At 66.8% G+C, this 26,078-nt stretch carries 14 protein-coding genes and 1 pseudogene; 14 read left to right on the forward strand and 1 reads right to left on the reverse strand.

Annotated features, from left to right (window positions below):
* Positions 1-313 precede the first annotated feature (313 nt).
* The 7 genes and pseudogenes from ASE91_RS04615 to ASE91_RS04645 all read left to right on the forward strand — a co-directional run bounded on the left by ASE91_RS04615 (position 314) and on the right by ASE91_RS04645 (position 12,193).
* The gene (locus ASE91_RS04615) at positions 314-3,166 is read left to right on the forward strand and encodes a TonB-dependent receptor (RefSeq protein ID WP_056623213.1); all 2,853 of its coding nucleotides are present in this window, start codon (positions 314-316) and stop codon (positions 3,164-3,166) included.
* A 48-nt stretch (positions 3,167-3,214) separates the two neighbouring features.
* Positions 3,215-4,297, forward strand: a complete 1,083-nt coding sequence (locus ASE91_RS04620) for an arabinan endo-1,5-alpha-L-arabinosidase (RefSeq protein ID WP_056623217.1) — start codon at positions 3,215-3,217, stop codon at positions 4,295-4,297.
* 7 nt (positions 4,298-4,304) lie between these two features.
* The gene (locus tag ASE91_RS04625) at positions 4,305-5,306 is read left to right on the forward strand and encodes an arabinan endo-1,5-alpha-L-arabinosidase (protein WP_056623315.1); all 1,002 of its coding nucleotides are present in this window, start codon (positions 4,305-4,307) and stop codon (positions 5,304-5,306) included.
* A gap of 14 nt (positions 5,307-5,320) precedes the next feature.
* Positions 5,321-6,367 (forward strand): annotated as a pseudogene (locus tag ASE91_RS04630) (glycoside hydrolase family 43 protein); the annotation flags it as partial.
* A gap of 241 nt (positions 6,368-6,608) precedes the next feature.
* Positions 6,609-9,347, forward strand: coding sequence for a TonB-dependent receptor (locus ASE91_RS04635; protein ID WP_056623322.1), 2,739 nt, complete (start codon positions 6,609-6,611; stop codon positions 9,345-9,347).
* A 37-nt stretch (positions 9,348-9,384) separates the two neighbouring features.
* Positions 9,385-11,190, forward strand: coding sequence for a methyl-accepting chemotaxis protein (locus ASE91_RS04640; protein ID WP_056623220.1), 1,806 nt, complete (start codon positions 9,385-9,387; stop codon positions 11,188-11,190).
* 4 nt (positions 11,191-11,194) lie between these two features.
* Positions 11,195-12,193, forward strand: a complete 999-nt coding sequence (locus tag ASE91_RS04645; RefSeq protein ID WP_235530316.1) for a DUF2332 domain-containing protein — start codon at positions 11,195-11,197, stop codon at positions 12,191-12,193.
* On the opposite strand, the gene ASE91_RS04650 is transcribed toward ASE91_RS04645, so the two are convergent.
* Entirely contained in the window at positions 12,190-13,911 is a 1,722-nt protein-coding gene (locus tag ASE91_RS04650) for an acyl-CoA dehydrogenase (protein WP_056623227.1), read from the reverse strand. The genes ASE91_RS04645 and ASE91_RS04650 overlap by 4 nt on opposite strands.
* Positions 13,912-13,957: 46 nt before the next feature.
* On the opposite strand from ASE91_RS04650, the gene ASE91_RS04655 reads away from it, so the two are divergent.
* From ASE91_RS04655 to ASE91_RS04680, 7 genes are all read left to right on the forward strand, one after another.
* A complete protein-coding gene (locus tag ASE91_RS04655; RefSeq protein ID WP_200911195.1) occupies positions 13,958-14,914 on the forward strand; it encodes an L-threonylcarbamoyladenylate synthase in 957 nt (318 codons plus the stop codon).
* Positions 14,915-15,026: 112 nt separating this feature from the next.
* The gene (locus ASE91_RS04660) at positions 15,027-16,487 is read left to right on the forward strand and encodes a globin-coupled sensor protein (RefSeq protein ID WP_056623233.1); all 1,461 of its coding nucleotides are present in this window, start codon (positions 15,027-15,029) and stop codon (positions 16,485-16,487) included.
* A 419-nt stretch (positions 16,488-16,906) separates the two neighbouring features.
* Entirely contained in the window at positions 16,907-19,390 is a 2,484-nt protein-coding gene (locus ASE91_RS04665) for a circularly permuted type 2 ATP-grasp protein (protein ID WP_056623235.1), read from the forward strand.
* Positions 19,390-20,274: a transglutaminase family protein gene (locus ASE91_RS04670; protein ID WP_056003603.1), complete on the forward strand. Its 885-nt coding sequence runs from the start codon at positions 19,390-19,392 to the stop codon at positions 20,272-20,274. The genes ASE91_RS04665 and ASE91_RS04670 overlap by 1 nt, the downstream gene beginning before the upstream one ends.
* Positions 20,275-20,383: 109 nt before the next feature.
* On the forward strand, positions 20,384-21,175 hold the full coding sequence (locus ASE91_RS18650; RefSeq protein WP_235530317.1) for an ImuA family protein: 792 nt from the start codon (positions 20,384-20,386) through the stop codon (positions 21,173-21,175).
* Positions 21,060-22,616, forward strand: a complete 1,557-nt coding sequence (locus tag ASE91_RS04675) for a Y-family DNA polymerase (RefSeq protein WP_056623238.1) — start codon at positions 21,060-21,062, stop codon at positions 22,614-22,616. The genes ASE91_RS18650 and ASE91_RS04675 overlap by 116 nt, the downstream gene beginning before the upstream one ends.
* A gap of 202 nt (positions 22,617-22,818) precedes the next feature.
* Positions 22,819-26,037, forward strand: a complete 3,219-nt coding sequence (locus ASE91_RS04680) for an error-prone DNA polymerase (RefSeq protein ID WP_056623241.1) — start codon at positions 22,819-22,821, stop codon at positions 26,035-26,037.
* Positions 26,038-26,078: the final 41 nt, after the last annotated feature.

Here is a 26,078-nt window from a genome sequence, read left to right on the forward strand (position 1 = left end):
ATCGCTGCGTTGTTGAGAAAGAATTGTCTGACTTTTGGAAAGGCGTCAACCGCCGATGGCGCAATCCGGCCAATGGTATCGCTATCATCGCAGGCACGGATTGAGCTTGCCGGGGTGCGGCCTGTTCGATGCCGCTGTATAAAATTGAAGACTAATCAGGCACGAACCCGATCGAAGCGCGCCAATCACGACGTGCGACCGAAGTGCAACGTCGCCGACATTTTTCATATCGTCCCCATTGCATTCCTCTGTCCTCACGGTAATTGTCAGAGTATAGATGGGCTCAATTAAGGGTCTGATCGGGGAGAGTTTCATGGTCGTCAGGGCCGGGATGCTGGTGTCGGCATCTGCAATCGCTTTGTTCCTTGGCATGCCTGCCTATGCCCAGGTGACCGGTGCAACGCCCGGTGTCCCCGCCGATGGCCCGGAACAGGCCGGCGACGGCACCGTTTCGCGCGACCCCGCCACCGACGAAGGCGACGAGATCATCGTCACCGGCGTGCGGGCATCGATCGTCGGGGCGCTGAACGTCAAGCGCAACGCGACGCAGGTCGTCGACTCGATCGTCGCCGAGGATGTCGGCAAACTGCCCGACAATAACGCGATCGAGGCGTTGCAGCGTGTGAGCGGGATTCAGGTCACGAACCGCGCCGGTGGCGAAGCGGCTGCCATTTCGATCCGGGGTCTGCCCGATGCGCTGACGACGATGAACGGGCGCAACATCTTTACCGCGTCGGGGCAGAATTTCTCGCTGGCGGATATTCCCGCGAACCTGGTCAAGCGGATCGACGTGTATAAGACGCGCGCCGCCGACCAGATCGAGACCGGCATCGCCGGTCAGATCGACGTGTTCACCCGGCGTCCGTTCGACTTCAACGGTTTCGCGCTGTCGGGCGTCGCGCGCGGCATCTACAACGAACAGGCCGACAGCTTTAATCCCAACGTGTCGGGGCTGATCAGCAATCGCTGGGAAACCGGGATCGGCGATATCGGCGTGCTGGTGAGCGGCAGCTATGCGCGCACCAAATATCGCGACATGAGCGTGACGGCGGGTGCGATGGTGCCGTTCGTCACCGAAAATCCGCCGCCGGGCTTCGTACCGCTCCAGCGCGTCTTCCCCGAAAGCGGCGCGTGGCAGCCGGGGACCGAACGCGGTCTGCCGACCGCCGCCGGTTCGACCTTCCTGCTCGGCGGGCAGCAGGTGCCCTATTATCTTTCTCGCGACGCGGTGTTCAGCCCCGACGTCGCGGGCACGCGCGAACGTCCGGCGGTGAACGCCGCGGTGCAATGGTCGCCGAACAGCAGTTCGACCTACACCGCCGAATTCTTCTGGAACCAGTTCCGCGCAACGACGCAGAACAGCCTGTTCTTCAGCTTCGTCGACTGGTGGGGCGGGCTCGGCGCCAATCCCAAATCGACGATCGAACTCTATCCCGACACCAACATCATCAAGGCTCGCTCGGTCGGCGACGTGTTCGGGTTCAACAGCGGCGACTATACCCGGTCGAAGACCGACAGCTTCGTCTATGCGCTCAACGCCGATTGGAAAGTGGGCGATAACGGCCGGATCACCGCCGATCTGTCGTATCAGAACAGCCAGTTCGACACCCAATTCCTCGCGATGCGCCTGAACCGCGTCGCCAGCCGGATCGATGTCGACTTCAACACCCGGGGCGGCATCCCCGCCTATAATTTCGACAATAACGACCTGCTGGTCGACCCGACCCGGTGGGACGTCGGCGAATTCTACGACAATGCCAACCGGTCGAAGGGGGATGCCAAGACCCTGCACCTCGACGGTGAGAATAAGTGGGACGAAGGTTTCCTGCGCCGGGTAAAGGCGGGCATCCGCATCGACGATCGCAACGCCGTCGATTCGGTGCGGTCGCAGGATGCGCGCGTCCTCGGTCGCAAATTCTCCGAGCTCGACCCCGGCCTGCAACTGGTGAACAAGGACTTTTTCGACGGTCGCGCCAGCGTGCCGACGTCGTGGCTGGTTCCCAACGGCTCCTATATCTACGAAAATGCCGACGCGATCCGGCAGCTGTACAAAAGCACCGTCGCGCCCAATTTCCTGCTGTCGGATCAGCTGCGCCTGACCGACGTGTTCGACATCAACGAAATCACCATGAGCGCCTATGCCATGGCCGATGGTCAGTTCGACCTGTTCGGACGGCCGTTCCATGTCCAGGCCGGGCTTCGCTACACGGATGTCGACACGAATTTCGTGTTCACCGACCGCTATAACGGCACCGTCACCCGCGCATCGAACGGCACCGCCCGGTTCCTGCCGAGCGCCACGCTGCGCTACGACGTGGCCGACGACTTCCGCATCCGCTTCAACTATGGCGAGACGCTGCGCCGGCCGGCGTTCGGCGATCTCAACCCCAATCCCAATCTGGTCGGCGACCTGACCAATATCGGTCGCGGCAGCGGGTCGTCGGGCAATCCGAACCTGCGCCCGACCATTGCCAAGAATTACGACTTGTCCGCCGAATGGTTTTTCGAACGGGGCAGCGCGATCTATGGTACGCTGTTCCGCCGGGAAATTGACGGGCTGGTCGTGCCGCTGACGTCGGTGCTGACCATTCCCAATACCGGGCTGAACACCAACGTCTTCGCCGTCACCCGTCCCGAAAACGCCTCGAACGGGGTGCTCAAGGGGATCGAACTGGGGCTGACCTATTTCCCGACCTATCTGCCCGCGATCCTCGACGGGTTCGGATTTCAGGGCAGCCTGACGCTGCTCGATTCGAACCAGAACATCCCGTTGACCGACAGTGCCGGCAATGTGACAGGCGAGACGCAGTCGGCCTTCTTCGGCGTGTCGGACCTGTCGTACAATGCGACGCTGGCCTATGAGAAGGGTGGGCTCGGTGCGCGTCTGTCCTATGTCTGGCGCAAGGCGTTCCTCGCCAACAACGAAGCGCGGCTGTTCGCCAATCCGATCGGCGTCTGGCGGCGTCCCGAAAGCAGCCTCGACTTTCAGTTGACCTATGCGGTCACCGACCGGCTGGGGCTGACGCTGGATGCGGTCAACCTGACCAGCCAGACGCAGCAGAATTATTACCGGTTCGAGGATGCCGGCAATGCCGACCAGTTCAACCTCGGCACCACCCTACTCTCGCGGACCTTCGCGGTCGGGCTGCGCTACTCGTTCGACTGACGCACATCGCCCGCTGTGATCCAATCCTTTTCTGACGGAGTGACCCCCATGATCCGGTCCACGCTTCCGCTCGCCGCCCTCGTCCTGCTCGCCGGTTGCAACGGCATTTCGGGTACCGATGCCAGCGGCAATATCTCGGCACCCGTCGCACCTGCGCCGACTCCGACGCCGACCCCCACGCCGACACCGACCGCGACGTCGGGCCTGTTGGCGCTGACCGGCGACACGATGCCGGTCCATGACCCGGCCATCCTGAAGGACGGTAACACCTATTTCCTGTTCGCGACCGGGTCGGTCACCGATCGCGAAGGGTTGCTCGCGACGCGGACCTCGACCGATCTGACCGGGTGGACGTGGCGCGGGCCGGCCTATACCGCGCTGCCGGCATGGACCGCGACCGCCGTGCCCGGCACGTCGGGCATCTGGGCCCCCGACATCGTCAAGCGTGGCGGCGAATATCGCCTGTATTATTCGGTCTCGACCTTCGGCAGCAACCGGTCGGCGATCGGCCTGACCGTCAACAACGCACTGAACGTCAACAGCCCCGCGACCGGCTGGGTCGACAAGGGGGCGGTGATCCAGTCGAACACTACCGACAATTTCAACGCGATCGACCCCGCCGTCTTCACCGACGCCGATGGCGGCGAATGGATGGCGTTCGGCAGCTTCTGGACCGGCATCAAGATGGTCCGGCTCGATCCCGCCACCGGCCTGCGCCTTGCCAGCGACCAGACGATCTATCCGCTGGCGACGCGCCCGTCACCGGGTGCGATCGAAGCGCCGTTCGTCGTCCGCCACGGCGACTATTACTATCTGTTCGCATCGTTCGACGCCTGTTGTCAGGGGGCGAACAGCACCTACAACACCGTCGTCGGCCGGTCGCGGACGCCGACCGGGCCGTATCTCGACAAGAGCGGCAAATCGATGCTCGACGGTGGCGGTTCGCTGGTGCTGGCATCGGGGCAGGGGACCGATTCACGCTATGTCGGGCGTGGCCATGTCGCGGTGCTGCAGGAAACGACCGGCGATCATATCGTCTATCACGCCTATGACCGCGAACGGAACGGCGCACCGACGCTGCAGATCCAGCGGCTGACATGGGATGCCGATGGCTGGCCGGTGGCGCAGTAACATGGGGATCGCGCGCGTGCTGTCGTCGTTCGCGGCGCTGTTGCTCGCCGGGGCGGGGGTCGCTCAGACCGCCGTCCGGACAAGCGACATCCGACCGGTCCATGATCCGGTGCTGATCCGGCAGGGGGCGACCTGGCACGTCTTTTCGACCGGCATCGGCCGCGATGGGCAGGGGGTGCTGTCGGAGCGGACCTCACCCGATCTGGTCCATTGGCAGGCGGGCACGCCGCCGTTCGCCAAGCTGCCCGACTGGGCGACGCAGGCCATTCCCGGCGCGCGCAATCTGTGGGCGCCCGACATATCCTTCGTGAACGGGCGCTATCGCCTGTATTATTCGGTCTCGACCTTCGGATCGAACCGGTCGGCGATCGGCCTCGCCACCAATGCGACGCTCGACCCGCAAGCGCCTGGCTATGGCTGGCGCGACGAGGGCATGGTGCTGCGATCGACGCCGGGCGACGCCTATAACGCGATCGACCCGGCGTTCATCGTCGACAAGGGCGGCCGCCACTGGCTGTCGTTCGGCAGCTTCTGGAGCGGGCTGAAACTGGTCGAGCTGAACCCGCGGACCGGCAAGCCGCTATTCCGCGACGCCAAGCCGCTTGCTTTGGCCAGCCGTCCGGTCCCGGCGGGCGCGCCGTCGATCATCGAGGCACCCTATATCTTCGAACGCGGCGGTATGTACTGGCTGATCGCCAGCTACGACTATTGCTGCAAGGGCGTGAACAGCACCTATTACACGGTCATCGGCCAGTCGAAGACGATCACCGGGCCGTATCTGGGCAAGGACGGCAGTTCGATGCTCGCCGGTGGCGGCACGGTGCTGCTGCGGGCCGATCTGGAGGAAAAGGGCCGGTTCCGCGGTCCCGGCCATGCCGGCCACAGCCGGGGGGACGACGGCATCGACCGCATCGTCTATCACGCCTACGACAAGGAAAATGCCGGTGCGCCGACCCTGCGCGTCGCGACCCTGCAATGGGGCAGCGATGGCTGGCCGACCGCCCGGTGAAGGAGAGAATGACCATGAACGACGCCCTGTCCCGCCGCCTGTTCCTGGGCGGGGTTGCCGCCGCCGGTGCCGCGACGGCCATGCCCGCATGGGCGCAGCGCCGTCGCGGTGGCGCGACCGGCATCGTCAACCCGCTGGTCAGGAACCGCGCCGATGCGCAGGTGTTTCGCCACACCGATGGCTGGTATTACCTGACCGGGTCGGTGCCCGAATATGACCGGCTGGTGCTGCGCCGGTCGAAGACGATCGGCGGCCTGACGACCGCGCAGGAAAAGGTCCTGTGGCGGCACGAGGCATCGGGGCCGCGCTCGGGATTCCTGTGGGCACCCGAACTGCATCAGATCGACGGCAAGTGGATCATGTACTTCGCCGCCGGTCCCAGCGGCGGCGGCGAGGACGTGTTCCGCATCCGCACCTATGCGGTGGTGTGCGACGGCCCCGATCCGATGACCGGCAACTGGTCGGTGCTGGGCCAGCTGGAAACGCCGTGGGATAGCTTCAACCTCGATTCGACCAGCTTCGTCCATCGCGGTACCCGTTATCTGGCATGGGCGCAGCGCGAGCCGGGGATCGAGACCAATTCGAACCTGTACCTCGCACCGCTCGCCACGCCGCTGACGCTCGCCGCCAAGCCCGCCCGGCTGACCGTACCGACGCTGCCATGGGAGATTCGGGGATACAAGGTCGCCGAGGCCCCGGCGCTGCTGGCGCGCAACGGGCGGCTGTTCATGACCTATTCGGCCAGCGCCACCGATGCGCGCTATTGCCTGGGGATGCTGACCGCGCGCGACGATGCCGATATCATGGACCCGGCGGCATGGACCAAATCGCCGCAGCCGGTGCTCAAGACCGACGCCGCGCGCAAGATTTTCGGCCCCGGCCACAACAGCTTCACCGTCGACGAACGCGGTCGCGACATGCTGGTCTTCCATGCGCGCGATTACGAAAAGATCACGGGCGACCCGCTGTTCGATCCGAATCGCCATACCCGCGTACAGCCGGTGCGATACGATGCCGCTGGCGTACCGCAGTTCGAACCGCCCGCAGCGAACGGGCCGCTGCGGGTCTGAGAGGGACCTGATCCCGATCCGCAGGTTCGCCGCATCGGGAACGGGCGCGAACGATACATCGATCGACTATCGGAAACGATAGTCGACGTTCCGATGGATTCGGTTCGCGCCCCTGTTGTAACGCCCGCAACTTGCCGCTTTTTTCACTTCCTCTTGGCGGCATTAACTATCTGGTATTCGGTGCCGTCCTATTGCTTCGTCCATGATGCTGTTGACGCGGTTGGGGGATGGAATGCGGAAATCCGGGTATCTGCTGGCGGCGACCGCGTGTGTCGCGGTCGCCTGCCCGGCCGCGGCGCAGGGGCTGCGCGGCGTGGTTACCAAGGCCGGCGAGAAGCCCAATGCCCATGTCGGCGAGGAAGCATCGGCCAACACATCGGACATCGTCGTCACCGCGACTCGGCGGTCGCAGCGTTTGTCGAACGTGCCGATCGCGGTCAGCGCCTACAGCACCGCCGCGCTCCAGAATTCCGGCGCGACCGACATTCGCCAGATGGCGCAATTGTCGCCATCGCTGATAGTGTCGTCGACCGGGTCCGAAGCCAATGCGTCGGCGCGCCTGCGCGGTATCGGCACGGTCGGTGACAATCCCGGCCTCGAAAGCTCGGTCGCGGTGTTCATCGACGGCGTCTATCGCAGCCGTACCGGTTCCGGCCTCAACGATCTGGGCGAGGTCGAGCGAATCGAGGTGTTGCGCGGGCCGCAGGGTACGTTGTCGGGACGCAATTCGTCCGCCGGCGCGATCAGCATCTACACCAAATATCCCTCGTTCGACTTTGGTGGCTATGGCGAGGCGAGCTATGGCAATTTCAACGCGGTGCGCCTTGCCGGTGCGCTGACCGGGCCGATCGTCGCCGACAAGCTGGCCTTTCGCGTCGACGGCGTCGTCGGCAGGCGCGACGGCTTTTATCGCGATGTCGTCAACGACACCGATTACAACGACCGCAACCGCTATTTCGTGCGTGGACAGCTGTTCTTCAAACCGGTCGACAATTTCTCGATCCGGTTGATCGGCGACTATACCCGTCGGGACGAGAAATGCTGCGGCGCGGTCTATGTCGATACGCAGGAAAAGGTCGATCCGACCCCGGGCGTGGCCGGTGATTATGCCCCATCAGCGCAGAACCGGATCGTGTCGATCCTGCAAAGCCTTGGCGGAGTGTTGCCCAGCGACGGCGATCCGTACAACCGCCGCATCGCCAATACGCGCGGCCGGGCCTATAGCAATGTCACGACCGATTATGGCGGCTCGGCCCGGATCGGCTGGACCCTGTCCAACCTCCAGCTCATTTCGATCAGCGCGTATCGCGAATATAAGTCGGGCGGTGCCGCCGACGTCGATTACGGCAATGTCGACATCGCCTACCGTCCCGATGACGGCAACGCCTATCGCCAGTTCCATACCTTCACGCAGGAAACGCGGCTGAGCGGCGGGCTGTTCAACAACCGGCTCGACTGGATGGTCGGCGGTTATTACGCGCACGAAAATCTTCGGGTCGCCGACAATATCCGCTTCGGCACGCAATATGGCGCGTTCGCCGCGTGCCGGGTCGTCGCGACGATAAACCCGCTGGCGGCGCTGCGCAATCCGGCGGCCGCCGGGTGCCTGAGCGCCACCGGCCGCGCCGCGCTGACCCCGGCGGTCGGCCCGCAGATCATCGGCGGCATCGACCGGCTGAGCACGCTCAACGACCTCGGCAGCGTCCGTGACCTGTATGACCAGACCAGCAGCAACTATGCGTTCTTCACCCACAATATCTTCAAGGTGACCGATACGCTCAGCCTGACCGGCGGGCTGCGCTATACGCATGAACAGAAATCGCTGGATGCCAGCTTCCTGAACAACAACACCGTATGCCCGACGCAGCAGGCGGCGATGGCACCGTTGCTCGGCGGCAGCAACGCGACGCTGCGGTCGCTGGCGGCCGGGATCGTCACGTTGACCTGCACCGGCAATTCGACCGCCGCGCTGACCGGCGTGCCGATCCGCGACAAGCTGAGCGAAGGGCAGGTCACCGGCACGACCGTGCTGTCGTGGAAACCGGTGCCCAGCACGCTGCTCTATGCGTCCTATGCGCGCGGGTACAAGGCGGGAGGCTATAATCTCGACCGTTCCGACCTGTCGGCGACGGTGTTCGCCACGCCGACCGCCGCATCGGCGCGCAACCTGCGGTTCGATCCCGAAACCGTGCAGGCGCTGGAAATCGGCGTCAAATACAGCTCGGCGAAATTCACCGCGAACCTTGCCGCATTCCGATCGGCGTTCCGCAATTTCCAGCTCAATACCTTCAACGGCACCAACTTCATCGTCCAGAACATCAGCGCGTGTGACCAGTCGCTGGCCGGTGCCGATCGCGACAACAGTTCGGCGACCGGGGCGTGTTCGGGCAAGGTCGGCGCGGGCGTCGTCACGCAGGGGTTCGAATTCGAAGCGGGCGCCTATCCGGCGCGCGATGTCGCGTTCAACATCGGCTATACCTTCGCTCACACCCAATACCGCAACAACCTGGTCGGCAGCGAGGCGGGCGAGCCGCTGAACGCGGCCCTGTTCCTGTTGCCCGGCAACCAGATGTCGAACGCGCCGCGCCACACCATCACCAATTCGGCAGTGTGGACCCCGCCGGTCGGTCGCAATCTCAGCGCGCTCTTCTACGTCGATAGCCGCCTGACCAGCGACTATAACACCGGATCGGACCTGTTCGCCGAAAAGCGGCTCGACGGGTTCTTCCTGATGAACGCCCGCATCGGCCTGCGCGGACCCGAACAGCGCTGGGCGATCGAGTTCTGGGGGCAGAACATCCTCGACACCGACTATCAGCAGGTCGCGTTTGCCGCGCCGTTCCAGGGGGCGGGCAGCGTGTCTCAGGTGACGCGCTTCGGCGCACCCGCGTTCGGCGTAGGCAACGCCATCACCTCCTCCTTCCTGGCCGAACCCCGCACCTATGGCATCACGCTGCGGTCGCGGTTCTGATCATGCCATTCCTGCCTGCAACGGATGACCTGAAACCATGAAAATTCCACGCAAGCTGGGGCTGTCGTTCCTTGCCGTCATCGCGTCGGCGGCGGTGGTGATGCTGGTGTTCTTCACCAGCATCATGATGATCGCGCGGTCGGCCGAGCGGAACAACCACAGTCGCGACGTCTATGCGAAGGCGCTGACGCTCGAGACGTCGATCCTGCGGCAGAACAGCCAGTTTCGCGGGTTCCTGGTAACCGGCGACCCGACCTATCTGAAATCCTATGACGAGGGGCGGCAGGAGTTCGACGAGACGGCGGCCGCGCTGGCGGAGATGCTGACGATCGCGTCGGAGAAGGACCAGCTGGAGGAAGCGCGGCGCGAGACGCTGGCGTGGCGCAAGAATTGGGGCGACCGGCTGATCGCAAAGGTGAAGGCGGGCGAACGCGACGCGGCGCAGGAGGAAGTGCGCGGCGCGGGGCAGAAGGTGCTGGTCAGCAAGGTCGCGCTGCCGCTGCGCTCGTTGCGCGCGACCGAGACCGAGGAGATGGAGGCGAATACGGCGGCGCAGGAAAGCGCGATCACCACCGCGCTGATCGCGCTGGCGATCGGCGGCGTCGCGCTGATCGGGATCGCCGTCGCGCTGTCGATCATGCTCAGCCGTCAGATCGCGCGACCGATCACCGCCCTGACGCAGGCGATGGCCGATCTGGCCAACGGCCGGCACGACATCGCCGTCGATGCGGCGGGGCGCAGCGACGAACTGGGCGATATGGCGCGCGCCGTGCTGGTGTTCCGCGATACGGCGGCGGCGAAGATCACCGACGATCGCGACCGCGCGGCGGCGATGACCGCGATCGGCGGCGGTCTGCGCAGCCTGTCGCAGGCCGATCTGACCGCCCGCGTGGCCGATGTGCCCGACGCGTTCCGGGCGCTGTCGGACGACTTCAACAACGCCACGTCCAGCCTGAACCGCGTGCTGGGCGAGGTGCGCGGCACCGTCGACAGCATCAAGCATAATTCCGACGAAATTTCGCAGGCCGCCATGGATCTGGCCGAGCGGACCGAGCGCGAAGCGGCGGCATTGCAGCAATCGTCATCGGCGCTCGACGAAGTCACCCGGTCGATCCGCGAGGGCGCGGGTGCCGCGACCGGTGCCAGCAGCGCGATGGTCGATACGCGGAACGAGGCCGAACGTGGCGACGCGATCGTCCGGCAGGCGATCGGCGCGATGCACGGCATCGAACGCGCCAGCAACGAGATCGCCGAGATCATCAGCCTGATCGACGGCATCGCGTTCCAGACCAATTTGCTGGCGCTGAACGCCGGCGTCGAGGCGGCGCGTGCCGGTGAAGCAGGCAAGGGCTTCGCGGTCGTCGCGTCGGAAGTCCGCGCGCTGGCGCAACGCTCCGCCAACGCCGCGACCGAGGTCAAGACGAAGGTGCAGGCGGCATCGACCCATGTGAAGGCCGGCGTCGAACTGGTCGAGCAGACCGGCGAGGCACTGGGCCGGATCATCGAACGGGTCGCATCGGTCGGCGGGTCGATCGACGCGATCGCACGCCAGTCGGACCATCAGGCTACCAGCCTCGGCCAGATCAACGTCGCCATCGCCGAGATGGACGCGATGACGCAGCAGAATGCGGCGATGGTCGAACAGACGTCGGCGGCGGCCCGGCAGCTGGTGTCGGAGGCGGAGGCGCTGGCCGGATCGGTCGCGACCTTTGCCATCGACGGTGGCGCTGCGACGAACGTGACGCCGTTCACGCCCCGCCGGCAGCAGCGCCGCTGGGTCGCGCCGCCCGAGCCGGCTCCGCGCCGCGCCGTGAATGCGAGTGACGACTGGGACGCTTTCTAAGGACATGCCGGGTCCATTGGGGCAACATGCGCTGGTCGTTCGCGACCTGGGCTCGGCGTTTGTCGCGGCGGTATTGGGGGCGGGGGAGCGACAGCTGGCCCGCGCGCCCATGACCGCGGCGCTGATCGCCGACTGGCCGGGCGATGCCGCGGCGGATGCGCTGGCGATGCGGTTCAACGGCGCGCTGCACGCGCTGGCGCGGCGGGGCGACGATCCGATGCTCGGCGCGCTCTATGCCACCCGGACCGGTGATTTCGATACGGTGATCGGCGACGCGATGGCGGCGGCGGACGGCTTCATCGCCGACTGGATGCAGCATCCGCCGCAGACCAACGAGGTCGGGCGCGCCGGCGCGGTCATGGCGGCGCTGATGACGCTGCGCGGGTTGTACGACCTGCCGGTCGAGTTGCTCGAACTGGGCGCGAGTGCCGGACTGAACCTCAATCTTGGCCACTATGCCTATGATCTGGCCGGGGTACGGGCCGGGCGCAGCGATTCGCCGGTGCGGATCGCGCCCGAATGGCGCGGGTCCCCCCCGGTCGCGCGGCCGGTGGAGATCGTGGCGACGCGCGGCGTCGACCTGCGTCCGCTCGCCGCCGCCGACCATCGGGCCCGCGAACGGCTGATGGCCTATGTCTGGGCCGACGAACCCGAACGCGCCGAACGGCTGCGCCATGCGCTGGCGATCGCCGGCGACGTGCCGCCGCAGATCGCGTGCGACGACATTCTGCGCTGGCTGCCGGCTGAACTGGCCCGTCGACCCGACAAGGGCGTATGTCGCGTCGTGATCCACACCATGGCGCTGCAATATTGCAGCCCGGCGACGCGGGCGGCGGTGACCGAAGCCATGGCGGCCAGCGACTATCCGCTGGCTCGCATCGGGTTCGAATGGACCGACGCTCGCGATGCGGTGCATCTGACGCTCACCACCTATCCCGACGGCATCGTCCGGCATCTGGCGACCTGCCATGCCTATGGCCACTGGATCGACTGGCACGGTTAGCCCGTCGCGAACTGCTCCGCGGTAAGGCTGTACAATCCGCCGGCACCCGCCATCGCCGCCATGCCGAGGCCACGCGCTTCGGGCACGATCCGGTCGAGGTAGAAGGTGACGGCCGCTCGCTTACGCGCGGCGAAGTCGGTATCGTCCACTCCGATCAGTGCATGGCCCTGCCGTTCGAGCAGCCAGCCGCACACGCAGGTCGCGAGCATCGTCAGGAACGGATAGCTGCCTGCCAGCCGATCGTCGATGCTGGCCTCCAGCATCCAGCGGGAGACGGCGTGGGTGTCGTTGAGCAGGTCTTTGAGCGCAGCATGTTCAACGTCGCCGCGCATGTCGGCGAACAGCGCGTCGATTGCGGCACCGCCGTCGCCCGACAGCTTGCGCCCGACCAGATCGGCGGCCTGGATGCCGTTGGTGCCTTCGTAGATCGGCGTGATCCGCACATCGCGATAATGCTGTGCCGCGCCGGTTTCCTCGACATAGCCCATGCCGCCATGGACCTGCACGCCGAGGCTCGCGACCTCGCAGCCGATATCGGTGCCATGCGCCTTGGCCAGCGGCGTCACCAGATCGAGCCGCGCCTTCGCACCGTCGATGCCCAGCGTCGCGCGATCGACCTGTCCCGCCGCGTAATAGACCAGCGCCCGCCCCGCCATGGTCTGAGCAGTCATCCGCAGCAGCATCCGCCGGACATCGGGATGCTCGATGATCGCGACCGGCGCGCCGCCCGACGACGCACGCGCCGACTGGACGCGATCGCGGGCATAGGCGACGGCGCGCTGCGTTGCCGCTTCGGCGACCTGCACCCCTTGCAGACCGACATTGAGGCGGGCGTTGTTCATCATCGTGAACATCGCGCGCATCCCCGCGCCCTCCGCGCCGATCAGCTCGCCGATGCAATCGCCGGTATCGCCGAACGACAGCACGCAGGTGGGCGAGGCGTGCAGCCCCATCTTGTGCTCGATCGACACCACGCGGACGTCGTTCGGCTCCCCCGGTTGGCCATCGGCGTCGAGCCGGTATTTCGGCACGAGGAACAGCGAGATCCCCCGGGTTCCCACCGGCGCGCCGGGCGTGCGGGCGAGCACCAGATGGACGATATTGTCCGCCATGTCGTGATCGCCGAACGAAATATAGATCTTGGTGCCGCGAATCCGCCAGTTGCCGTCACCGACCGGATCGGCGCGCGTCGTCAGCGCGCCCACGTCCGATCCGGCCTGCGGTTCGGTCAGGTTCATCGTGCCGGTCCATTCGCCGGTCGCCAGTTTCGGCAGATAGCGCGCCTGTTGTTCGGGGCTGCCATGATGGGCCAGCGCCTCGATCGCGCCGACCGTCAGCGTCGGGGCCAGCGCGAAGCCGAGATTGGCGGTGCCGAGTGTCTCCAGCACGGCGGTCGCGACGGCGAACGGCATCGCCTGCCCCCCGAAGCCGGCGGGCGATCCGATCGTGCCCCAACCGCCCGCGACATAGGCCTGATAGGCGGCGCGATAGCCGTCGGGCATCACCACCCCGTCGGGGGTCCAGCGCGCGCCGACCGTGTCGCCGATCCGGTCGAGCGGCCGCCATTCGCCGGCGGCGAATTCGCCGATCCCGGTCAGGATCGCGTCGAGCATGTCGGGGGTCGCATCGGCAAATCGCGTGTCGGCGGCAAGTTCGTCGATCCCGGCGGCATGGATCAGCACGAAACGCTGTTCGGCGGTGGCGGGGATCAGCTCCATTTGCCCTCTCTCGATTCCATGTTTTTGCCGGTATAGCGCCCAAATCATGACCGCTTCAAACGCCCGCATCGCTACCGTCACCTTACCGTACGGCATGGCGGCGATCGACGCGGCGGCGGCGGTGATCGCCGACGGCGGCTGCGTCGCGGTACCGACCGAGACGGTCTATGGCCTCGCCGCCGACGCGACCGATTCGCACGCGGTCGCCGGCATCTATGCCGCAAAGGGGCGGCCGGGCTTCAACCCGCTGATCGTGCATGTGCCGACTTTGGCGGCGGCACGGGCGCTGGCGGTGTTCGACGACCATGCGCTGCGGCTGGCGACGGCGTTCTGGCCGGGACCGCTGACGCTGGTGCTGCCGATGCGCGACGGGGCGGGGATCGCCGCGCTGGTGACCGCTGGACTGCCGACCGTCGCGATCCGGGTACCGGCGCACGACGCGATGCAGGCGTTGCTGGAAAGGACCGGGCGGCCGCTCGCCGCGCCCTCCGCCAATGCCAGCGGATCGATCAGCCCGACCCGTGCCGACCATGTGTTGCGCAGCCTGAACGGTCGCATCCCGCTGGTCATCGATGGCGGAGCGACGATGCGCGGCATCGAATCGACGATCATCGCCTGTATCGGCGGGCAGGTTCGCGAACTGCGCCCCGGCCCAGTGACCCGCGCCGCGGTCGCCGATCTGCTGAACATATCGATCGGCGGGGCGGGCGCGGGGATCGAGGCACCTGGACAACTCGCCAGCCACTATGCCCCGTCGAAGCCGGTCCGGCTGAACGCGACCGATCGGCGTGCCGGCGAATGGCTGATCGGTTTCGGCCCGGTCGCAGGCGACGATACGCTGTCGGCCAGCGGCGATCCTGTCGAGGCGGCGGCGCGGTTGTTCGATTTGCTGCACACCGCCGATGCGTCGGTGGCGACGAGGATCGCGGTCGCACCGATCCCTGATGACGGGTTGGGTGCCGCGATCAACGACCGATTGCGCCGGGCAGCGGCCGCAGGTTGATATAGGTCAATAAAGCAAGAAATTCCGCTGACTTAGGGTGCGTTTCGTTTTTTCAAGCTACGCAACGTTAACCTTCGGGCGTTAGCTGGTTCGGTACGGGAGGGTACCGATTGTGAGCGCAACCGACGAGATCGACTTCGACAAGAGACTGGCCGCCTTTGCCTATGACGAACGCAGTTACAGCGCGTTTCCACGGGTCAAACGCGCGATCGAACGGCATGCGCCCGCCGCGCTGGCCAGCCTGTACCGGCATATCGCGGCGACGCCGACGATTCGCGTCATGTTCCAGTCGCAGGCACGGATGGACCATGCCCGCGACAAGCAGCTCGAACATTGGCGCAAGCTGTTTTCGGGACCGATCAACCGCGACTACGCGGCCGCCGCATCGAACATCGGGCAGGTCCATGCCCGGATCGGGCTGGCACCGACCTGGTATATCAGCGGCTATGCGCGGATGCTGGAACATGTCCTGCCGCGACTGGTGCTGGGACCGATCGGCTGGCCGTTCGGGGCGCGGGCGCGCGCCCGGGCGGCGACCGCGCTGGTCAAGGCGTCGCTGATCGACATGGACATCGCGCTCGCCGCTTATTTCGAGGCGGAACAGGCCGGGCGGCGGGCCGTCATCGAACGCTGCGGCGTCGCGTTCGAGCGGATGGCGCAAGGTGACCTGACCGTATCGCTGAGCGGACTGCCGCGCGAATATCAGGCGCTGGCCGACAGTTTCGAAGCGATGCGCCAGCAGATGTGCGAGACGCTGGGCATGGTCACCCGGTCGGGCGAGCAGATCCGCATCGGAACGGGCAATATCCGTCAGGCGTCCGACGACCTGTCGCAGCGTACCGAACAGCAGGCGGCGAGCCTTGAGGAAACCGCTGCGGCGATGGACCAGATCGTCAGCACCGTTCGCGAAACCGCCGAAGGCGCGTCGCGCGCCGATCGCATCGTCGGCGAGGCGCGGGGCGAGGCCGAGGAATCGGGCAAGATCGTCCGCCGCGCGGTCGACGCCATGGGCGGTATCCAGCGGTCGTCGGCCGAAATCAGCGAGATCATCAGCGTCATCGACGGCATCTCGTTCCAGACGAACCTGCTGGCGCTGAACGCCGGTGTCGAGGCGGCACGGGCGGGGGAGGCGGGCAAGGGCTTTGCCGTCGTCGCATCCGAAGTCCGCGCGCTGGCGCTGCGTTCGGCCGAAGCGGCCAAGGACGTGAAGACCCGCATCCTCGCGTCGTCCGAACAGGTCGATGTCGGTGTCGATCTGGTCAATGCGACCGGGCAGGCGTTGCAACGGATCATCGGGCGAATCGGTGAGATCAGCAATCTCGTCTCCGGCATCGCCACCTCGGCGGCGCAGCAGTCGACCGGCTTGCAGCAGGTCAATACCGCCGTCTCCGAAATGGACAATGTGACCCAGCGCAACGCCGCGATGGTCGAACAAGCCACCGCCGACGCCCGCGCGCTGGCGCAGGAGGCCGAGGTGCTGGCGAACGAGGTGGCACGGTTCCGGCTTGCCGGTCCGGGTGAAAGCAGCACCAACGAAGTCCATCGGATGCAACAGCGGCTGGCTACGGCCTAAAGCCGGAGCGGCTCCCCTCCCTGAAAGGGAGGGGGCGGGTTGGCCCGTTGACGAGCGTAGCTTTCTCAAGGGTTGATCGACATTCAGCGATAACCACGGAATTTTGTCATTCCCGCGCAGGCGGGAATCCATAGACGCCGACGGTTTGGCTCGATCCGCGACGCTGGCGTCTATGGACTCCCGCCTGCGCGGGAGTGACGAAAGGGGAAGGAACGCTATTCCTGCGCCCAGCGAATTGAATGTCGATCCCGCCTGGCAGGCCGACCCGCCCCCAACCCCTCCCTTCCAGGGAGGGGAGGAAGAGGTCCGTTGATCGCCTGATGCATGGAGAAACCCTTCGCATCCGCACCCACCCCCGCAAACCGGTTGCACCCGCGCCGCCCGCGTGCTTGGGAATGATCGGGGATTTGGGAAACACTATGGCCAGCCGCGCGATCAACGGACGGTTCGATGCTGGCGCGACGAGTGGGCGCTGGCTGGAAGAGTATCGCGCCCGCGCGCCGCACGGCGACATGCTGTCCGCCGCCACCGACGACGACCGCGCGGCATGGGAGGTCGCGTTCGAGGAACTGGCCGGGCTGCCCGGCAGTACCCTCGCCGCCGCGCGCGAACGGGCGCAGCGTCATGCCGACGATATCGGCACCGCCTATCGTGCGGCGGGCGAGAGCGAGGAACGCCGCTGGCCGCTGTCGCCGGTCCCGCTGCTGATCGGTGCCGACGAATGGCGGACCATCGCCGAGGGGATGGCGGAACGCGCCGACCTGTTCGAAAGCGTCATCGCCGACATTCACGGCGATCAGCAGCTGGTGGCCGACGGCACCTTGCCGGCGATGCTGGTCACCGGATCGCCGCTGTTCCTGCGGCCGATGGTCGGGGTCGTGCCGCCGGGTGGACATCAGCTGCATTTCGTCGCCGCCGACCTGTGCCGTGGACCCGACGGGCGCTGGCGGGTGCTGGCCGATCATGTCCGCGTGCCGGTGGGGGCGGGCTATGCGCTAGAAAACCGGCTGGCGATGGGGCGGACACTGGGCGGGCTGCCGTCGCGGCTCAACATCGAACGCCATGCGCCCTTCTTCGCGGCGATGCGGGCGGGGATCGCCGCTGCCTGTCGCCGGGCCGAACCGCGAATCGGACTGCTGACGTCGGGAAAGCTCAATCCAAGCTATCCCGAACAGGCGCATCTGGCGCGGTACCTCGGGTTCCTGCTGGTCGAGGGGGCCGATCTGGCGGTGCGCGACGACCAGCTCTATGTCCGCACGATCGCCGGCCTGAAACGCATCGACGCGCTGTGGCGGCGGATCGATCCGCGGCTGATCGACCCGCTGGCGTTCGATGCCAATTCGACGATCGGCGTGCCCGGCCTGATCGACGCGATGGCGGCAGGCAACGTCGTGATCGCCAATGCGCCGGGGGTGGGCGTGCTCGAATCGCCGGCCTTCGCCGCGTTCCTGCCGGCACTGGGCGAAAGGCTGCTGGGACGGGCACCGCGTCTGTCGTCGATCGGAACGTGGTGGTGCGGGCGCGCGGCGGACCGCGATCACGTGCTGTCCTCGCTCGACCAGCTGGTGGTGGGACCCGCCTTTGCCGGGACGACCCCCGAACTGGCGGGACCGGTACTTGGTGCCTCTCTCGACGCCGATGCCCGCGCGCGGCTGGCGGCGGCGATGGTGCTGCGTCCGCAGGATTATGTGGGGCAGGAGATCGCCGAACTGTCGACGATGCCGACCGCGTGCGGGGAAGGGCTGCAGCCCCGTCCCTTCTCGCTGCGGGTCTTTGCCGCGCGCGGTGCCGATGGCCGCTGGGTGGTGCTGCCCGGCGGGTTCGTGCGCATCGGTGACCAGCCCGATGCCCGCGCGGCGGTGATGGGCGAGGGGTCGTGGTCGGCGGACGTGATCGTCCATGGTCCCGATCCGGTCGCGCCCGTGTCGCTGCTGCAAAGTGCCGACAGCGTCGAACTGCGCCGCAATCCGGGCACGCTGCCCAGCCGGGTCGCCGACAATCTGTTCTGGCTGGGCCGGTATCTGGAGCGGGGCGAGGCGTTGCTGGGCGTCATCCGCGTGCTGTTCGGCCATTCGATCTCGGCCGATACCGGCGCGGCCCTTGCCCCCGAAACCGTCGAATGGCTGGTGAAGATCATCGCCGACACCGGCGCCGCCGCGCCGCCGCCCAGCCACCGCCGCCGCGATCTGGTCGATTTCGGGCGTGAGGCGATGGAATCGGTCGACAGCTGGGGCAGCGTCCGCGCGATCAACCGTCTGGCGACCGGCATCGGCGGCGTCTCTCGCGACCGGTTGTCCGTGGACATGGTGCGCCTGCTCGACGCGCCGCATCCGACCACGGGCACGCTGCTCGACCGTGCGGGCACGTTGCAGCGTCGCTATGCCGCGCTTGCCGGACTGTCGGCCGAACATATGGGGCGGACCGATGCGTGGCGGTTCCACGATCTGGGCCGGCGGATCGAACGGGCGATGGCGGCGACGCGAACGTTGCTGGCCGTCGATCTGCGCCGGGCGAGTGCCGAGGACCTGTCGACGCTGCTCGACCTTGCCGACAGCCAGATCAGCTATCGCCAGCGCTATCTGATCGGCTTTGCGCGGGTGCCGGTGATCGACCTGATCGCGCTCGACCCCGGCAATCCGCGCGGGATCGCGTTTCAGGTGGATACGATCGTCCAGCATCTGTGCAAGCTGCCGGTCCTGAACGATGCCGGCATCGCCGAACCGCAGCAACGCATCGCGGCACGGTTGACCGCCGGCATCGCCATGGGCTCCGCCAACCGCCTCGACCGCGGCTGGGTATTGGAAATAAACCAGCAATTGCAATTGCTTTCGGATGCGATCGCCACCCGCTATTTCCTGCAGGGTGCGCAGGCGTTGCGCGAAGCCGGGTTGACCCTCGCATGATGCGCTATGCCATCCGCCACATCACCCGCTTCGATTATGCCGAGGCGGCAGGGTTCGCGCGCTGCAACCTGCGGCTGCGGCCGATCCTGTGGTCGGGGCAGGAACTGGAGGATTATGCGCTGCTGGTCGAACCGGGCGGTCGGACCGCCCCGGCACGCGCGCAGGCGGGGCTGGCCAACGTCACCCGGCTGGAAGTCGATCGCCCCGAACGCACGCTGACGATCGAGAGCCGGGCGACGGTCCGCGTCGAGCGACCGATCCCGTTCGCATCGCCGGGTGACCCGACGCTGGCCGAGATCCGCACGCTGGTGGCCGGGGTGAACGATGCCGGCCCGGCCAGTCCGGTCAGCTATCTGTTCCCCTCCGCGCACGTTCCGATCGTGCCCGACATCGCGGCATGGTGTGCCGAGGACCTGTCCGACGATCGCGGTATCCTCGACGCGGCGATCGCGCTTGCCCGGCGTATCCAGCGCGACTTCGCCTTCGATCCGACCGCGACGCTGGTCGATACGCCACCCGCCGAAGCCTTCGCCAAGCGCGGCGGGGTGTGTCAGGATTTCGCCCAGATCATGCTGTCGGGCCTGCGCGGCGCCGGGCTGCCTGCGGCCTATTGCTCGGGCTATCTGCGCACGCTGCCCCCGCCGGGGCAGGAGCGGCTGGTCGGGGCCGATGCGACCCATGCGTGGGTGCTGGTATGGGCCGGGCCGGTGCTCGGCTGGGTCGGGGTCGATCCGACCAACGGCATCTGGATGGCGGAGGATCATGTCGTCATGGCGATCGGTCGCGACTATGCCGACATCGCGCCGATCGACGGCGTGGTGCTGGGGTCGGGCGCGCAGACGATGCACGTGTCGGTCGACGTCGAGCCTCTGCCGGTCGGGTAACCCAGTACCCGCGAACATGCCAAGAAAACCCTTTTACGTGGCACCTTCGTCAACATCGTGCCCAACCGGATTGACGACTCCATAGCGGTTGGGGGATATAGAACAAATCATGAACGCAGAGTCGCCCATCCTGTCCGCGCTGAAGCGGCAAGTCGCCGCCCTGGAACGGCGTGCGCCGACGGGCAAGGCGGTGCGAGTCGCGACCGGGCATGGCGATATCGACGCCGCGCTGGACGGCGGAGTCGCGCGCGGGCGGCTGCATGAGATATTCGCGCTGGAGGCAGGCGATGCCGGCAGTGCCACCGGTTTTGCGGGCATGCTGTCGATCCGGCTTGGCGGCGGCATCGTCTGGCTGCGCGAGGAATCGGCCGTGCGCGGCGGCGGGCACCTGCATGCGCCGGGCCTGGTCGAGATCGGGCTGGACCCGGCGCGGCTGCTGCTGGGGGTGCTGCCCGATGCGCTGTCGGTGCTGCGCGCGGCGGCCGATGTCGTACGCTGTGCCGGGGTCGGGGTGGCGGTGATCGAACTGCACCGCGATCCCAAGGTGCTCGACCTGACCGCCAGCCGCCGCCTCGCGCTGGCGGCGGAGGAAAGCGGGGTGGCGGCGCTGTTGCTGCGTATCGCCGCGACGCCGGTGGCGAGTGCTGCCGATACCCGCTGGGCGGTGCGGTCGTGTGCGTCGCAACCCTTGCCCGCCAACGCGCCGGGCCACCCGACCTTCGACCTCGAATTATTGCGTCAGCGCGGCCGGGGTGCCGATGGCCGCTGGCAAGTGGAGTGGAACCGTGAGCAAGCCGTCTTCACCAGCCCGACCCAGCGGTCGGCGCCATCTGGCGCTGTGGTGGCCGTTCCTGCCCGCCGACCGGCTGCTGCGCCAATCCCCCTGCGGCGTGCCGGATGATGCGCCGTTCGTCTGTGTCGAAATGGTTCGCGGTGCACTGCGCATCGCCTCGGTCGATCGTCAGGCGCTGGACAAGGGGATCACCCCCGGCATGGCGCTGGCCGATGCGCGGGCGCAACTGCCCGAACTGGCGGTGGTCGATGCCGATCCGTTCGCCGATCATAACTGGCTGGAGCGGATCGCCGATGCCTGCGACCGGTTCACGCCGCTGGTCGCCTTGGATGGCGGTGACGGGGTGACGCTCGACATCACCGGCTGCGCGCATCTGTTCGGTGGCGAAGGCGCGCTGATCGAGGAAGTCGAGGCGCGGCTCGCCCGGTTCGGGACGCTGCGCCACGCGCTGGCTGACACGCCCGATGCGGCGCAGGCTCTGGCCCGGTTCCAGAGCGCACCGGCGGCGAGCGAGGCGGCGGCGCTCCGGCGGCTGGGGGTGGCGGCGCTCAGGTTGGATGACGAGATCGCGGTCGCGCTACGCCGGGCAGGCTTGCGCACCATCGGCGATCTTGCCAGCCGCCCGACCGCACCGATCGCGGCACGCTTCGGCGAGGAGACGGTGGCGGCGCTGGCCCGGTTGCTGGGCGATGCCGATCAGCGGCTGCGGCCGCGCCGGGCGTTGCCGGCGTTGTTCTTCGAACGGCGTTTCGTCGAACCGATCGCGCGCGATGTCGATGTGCTGGCGACGATCGGCGAACTGGCGGCGCAGGCGGAGGCGGAACTGACCGCTCGCGACCGCGGCGGGCGGCGTTTTGCGGTGCGGCTCTACCGGGCCGATGGCGCGCTGCGCGATCTGGCGGTCGAAAGCGGGCTTCCCTTGCGTGATCCGCCGTCGATCGTGCGGCTGTTCCACGAACGGATCGATGCACTGGCCGACCCGATCGATCCGGGATTCGGCTTCGACATGATCCGCATGAGCGTCCCCGCGCTCGAACCGCTGGCACCCACGCAATTGCAGCTGGAGGGCGGTACGGTCAGCGAGGAGGCGATGGCGGCGCTGGTCGACCGGCTGACCACCCGGCTGGGGCGCGGGCGGATCGCGCGGGTCTGTCCGGGCGACAGCCATTTGCCCGAACAGGGGGTGCTGACCATGCCGGCGATCGATACGCCCGCCCCGATCACATGGGACGCCCCCGAAATCGGCGAGCCGCCGCTGCGTCCGATCCACCTGTTCGACCCGCCGCAGCGCATCGAGGTGATGGCCGAAGTTCCCGACGGCCCGCCGCACCGCTTTCGCTGGCGGCGGGTGCTGCACGACGTGATCCGTTTCGAAGGGCCGGAGCGGATCGCGGCACAGTGGTGGCGGCGTGGACAGGCGAAGGTGCGGACGCGCGACTATTACCGGGTCGAGGATGTGCGCGGGCGGCGGTACTGGATTTTCCGGCACGGGTTGTACGATCGCGAGACGCCCGATCCGCTATGGTATGTGCACGGGGTGTTCGCGTGACGATGCCCCGAGCTCGTCATTTCCGCACAGGCGGGAATGACGAAGAGTGGTGTGGCGGTGACACGGATTCGTCCTTTCTTCGTCATTCCGGCGCAGGCCGGGATCCAAGGTTCCGCAAGCGCCGAAGTTATCGGATATGCGGGCCGGTGGATCCCGGCCTGCGCCGGGATGACGAAAAGAGCGGGCAAGGCGGCCCCGTGACATGCCCTTTGCCGAACTGATCGCTGCGACGCATTTCTCGTTCCTGCGCGGGGCGTCGCCGCCGTCCGACATGGTGTCGCAGGCGAACGCCCTGAAGATGGCCGGGATCGGGATTGCCGATCGCAACACCGTCGCGGGGGTGGTGCAAGCGCATCTGGCGTTGAAGAGGGCGAAGGACAAACGGTGCGAGGCGGGGCTGCCCGACTATCCCTTTGACCTCGTCGTCGGCGCACGGCTGGTGTTCGCCGACGGCACGCCGGACATCGTCGCCTATCCCATCGACCGGGCAGCATGGGGACGGCTGACGCGGTTGCTCAGCGGCGGCAATCTCAAGGCGAAGAAGGGCGACTGTCACCTCGAACTGGCCGACCTGTTGGAATGGCAGGAAGGGCTGTTGCTGATCGTCACCGCACCCGATGGCGCGCTGCTGACGCGGCTGCGTGATGCCTGTCCGGGGCGGGTGTGGCTGGCGGCGGCGATGCCGCGCGGCGGGCGGGACCGGCGGCGGCTTGCCGGCCGGATCGCGCTGGCAGCGCAGGTCGGCGTGCCGCTGCTGGCGACCAACGATGCGCTGTACGCAACGCATGAACAACGCCCGCTGCATGACGTGCTGACCTGTATCCGGGAGGGAACGACGATCGCCGCCGCCGGACGCAGGCTGGCCGCCAATGCCGAGCGCCACCTGAAATCCCCTGAAGAAATGACCCGGTTGTTCCGTGACTGTCCGGAAGCGGTGGAGGAAAGCGTGACGCTGCTGAAGCGCATCACCTTTCGCCTGACCGACCTGAAATATGAATATCCGCACGAACCGGTACCGTCGGGATGGGAGGCGCAGGACTGGCTGGAGCATCTGACGATGACCGCCGCGCACGAACGGTACGGTCCCGATCTGCCGGCCGAGGTGCAGCGCCGGCTGGACGAAGAATTCACGCTGATCCGCAGCGAGAAATATGCGCACTATTTCCTGACGGTCCATGATCTGGTCCGCTTTGCGCGGACCTGTGATCCACCGATCCTCTGCCAGGGGCGTGGGTCGGCGGCCAATTCGATCGTCTGTTTCCTGCTCGGCGTCACCTCGGTCGATCCCAGCGAGCATGACCTGCTCTTCTCGCGCTTCGTGTCCGAACAGCGCGGCGAGCCGCCCGATATCGATGTCGATTTCGAACATGAACGGCGTGAGGAGGTGATCCAGTATATCTATGCCCGCTATGGCCGCGAGCGGGCGGGCATCGCCGCGACCGTCATCCATTACCGACCGAGAAGCGCGGTTGGCGAGGTCGGCAAGGTGCTGGGCCTGACCCGCGACGTGACGCAGCGGCTGGGCAGTACCGTGTGGGGCAGCTTTGCAGGAAAGATGGAGGCGCGGCGCTATACCAGTGCCGGGTTCGACATCGACAATCCCGACATTGCGCAGCTGCGCTGGCTGGTCGACCAGATCCTCGAATTTCCCCGGCACCTGTCGCAGCATGTCGGCGGGTTCGTGCTGACGCAGGGGCGGCTCGACGAAATGGTGCCGATCCACAACGGCGCGATGGAGGGGCGGACCTTCATCGAATGGGACAAGGACGATATCGACGCGCTGGGGCTGATGAAGGTCGATGTGCTGGCGCTCGGCATGCTGACCTGCATCCGCAAGGCGTTCGACCTGCTGCGGCGGCACGGGCTGGGCGATCACGACCTGACCGTCGACCTGAAGGCGGACGACAAGGCGGTCTACGCGATGCTCCACAAGGGCGACAGCATCGGCGTGTTTCAAGTGGAGAGTCGCGCGCAGATGAACATGCTGCCGCGGCTGAAGCCCAAGAACCTCTACGACCTGTCGGTGCAGGTCGCGATCGTGCGACCGGGGCCGATCGAGGGGGACATGGTTCACCCCTATCTGCGCCGCCGTGCGAACAAGGAGGTGGTGACGTACCCATCGCCCAAGCCGCCGCACGACCCTGACGAACTCAAGACGCTGTTGAACAGGACGTACGGCGTGCCGCTGTTCCAAGAGCAGGTTATGAAGCTGGCGATCGTTGCCGCTGCCTTCACGCCACGGGAGGCCAACGATCTGCGCAAGGCGATGGCGACGTTCCGCAACCCCGGCACGATCCAGAAACTGCGCGAAAAGCTGATAGATGGCATGACCGCGCGCGGTTACGAACCCGATTTCGCCGAACGCTGTTTCCGCCAGATCGAAGGGTTCGGCAGCTATGGCTTTCCCGAAAGCCATGCGCTGTCGTTCGCGCGGCTGGTCTATGTGTCGTCGTGGATCAAATGCCATCATCCGGCGGTGTTCGCCTGTGCGCTGCTCAATTCGCAGCCGATGGGGTTCTATGCCCCGGCGCAGATCGTCCGCGACGCGCGCGACCATGCGGTCGAGGTTCGTGGGATCGACGTGAATGTCAGCGACTGGGACAACAAGCTTGAGGGCGAGAACCTCGCGCTGCGGCTGGGGTTTCGACAGATGGACGGGTTCCGCGAGCGCTGGGCCGAGGCGATCGCCGAGACACGGCCCTTTGCCAGCGTCGAGGAACTGGCGAGGCGGGCGCGGTTGCCGCAGCGCGCGCTGCGGCTGCTGGCCGATGCCGATGCGTTCCGGTCGATCGGGTTCGACCGGCGCGAGGCATTGTGGGAGGTGCGGCGCACGCCCGATGCCGAATTGCCGCTGTTCGCGCACGCCCGCGCCGCCGAACTGGGCACGGAGCCCGACATGACGCTGCCCGCGATGCCGGCGGTCGAGCATGTCGTGACCGATTACCAGACGCTCCGCCTGTCGTTGCAAGGGCATCCGATGCAGTTCCTGCGCGACCGATTGGACCACATGGGGGTGACCAGCTGTGGCGAGATCATGTCGGCGAAGGCGGGGGCGAAGGTCACCGCTGCGGGCCTCGTCCTCGTCCGGCAGCGACCGGGCAAGGGCAATGCGATCTTCGTCACGCTGGAGGACGAGGGCGGCATCACCAATGTCGTGCTGTGGGCGCGGTTGTTCGAGGCGTATCGGCGTGAGGTGATGGGCGCGCGGCTGATGCTGGTCGAGGGTGAGGTGCAGCGTACCCGCGAAGGCATCGTCCACCTGATGGGTTCGCGGGTCCACGACCGCAGCGACCTGCTCGACATGCTGGGCGAGACACCGCCGCCGGTGCCGTCGTCGCGTGGCGACGAAGCGGTCCGCCCGGTCGCATCGCGGCATCCGCGCGACGTGCGGCTGGTACCCAAGTCGCGCGATTTCCACTGACAGCGGGTGGGGGCGTGGGCCGGTGCCGTCATGATCCGGCT

This window comes from Sphingomonas sp. Leaf62 (assembly GCF_001421915.1).
GTDB lineage: Bacteria > Pseudomonadota > Alphaproteobacteria > Sphingomonadales > Sphingomonadaceae > Sphingomonas.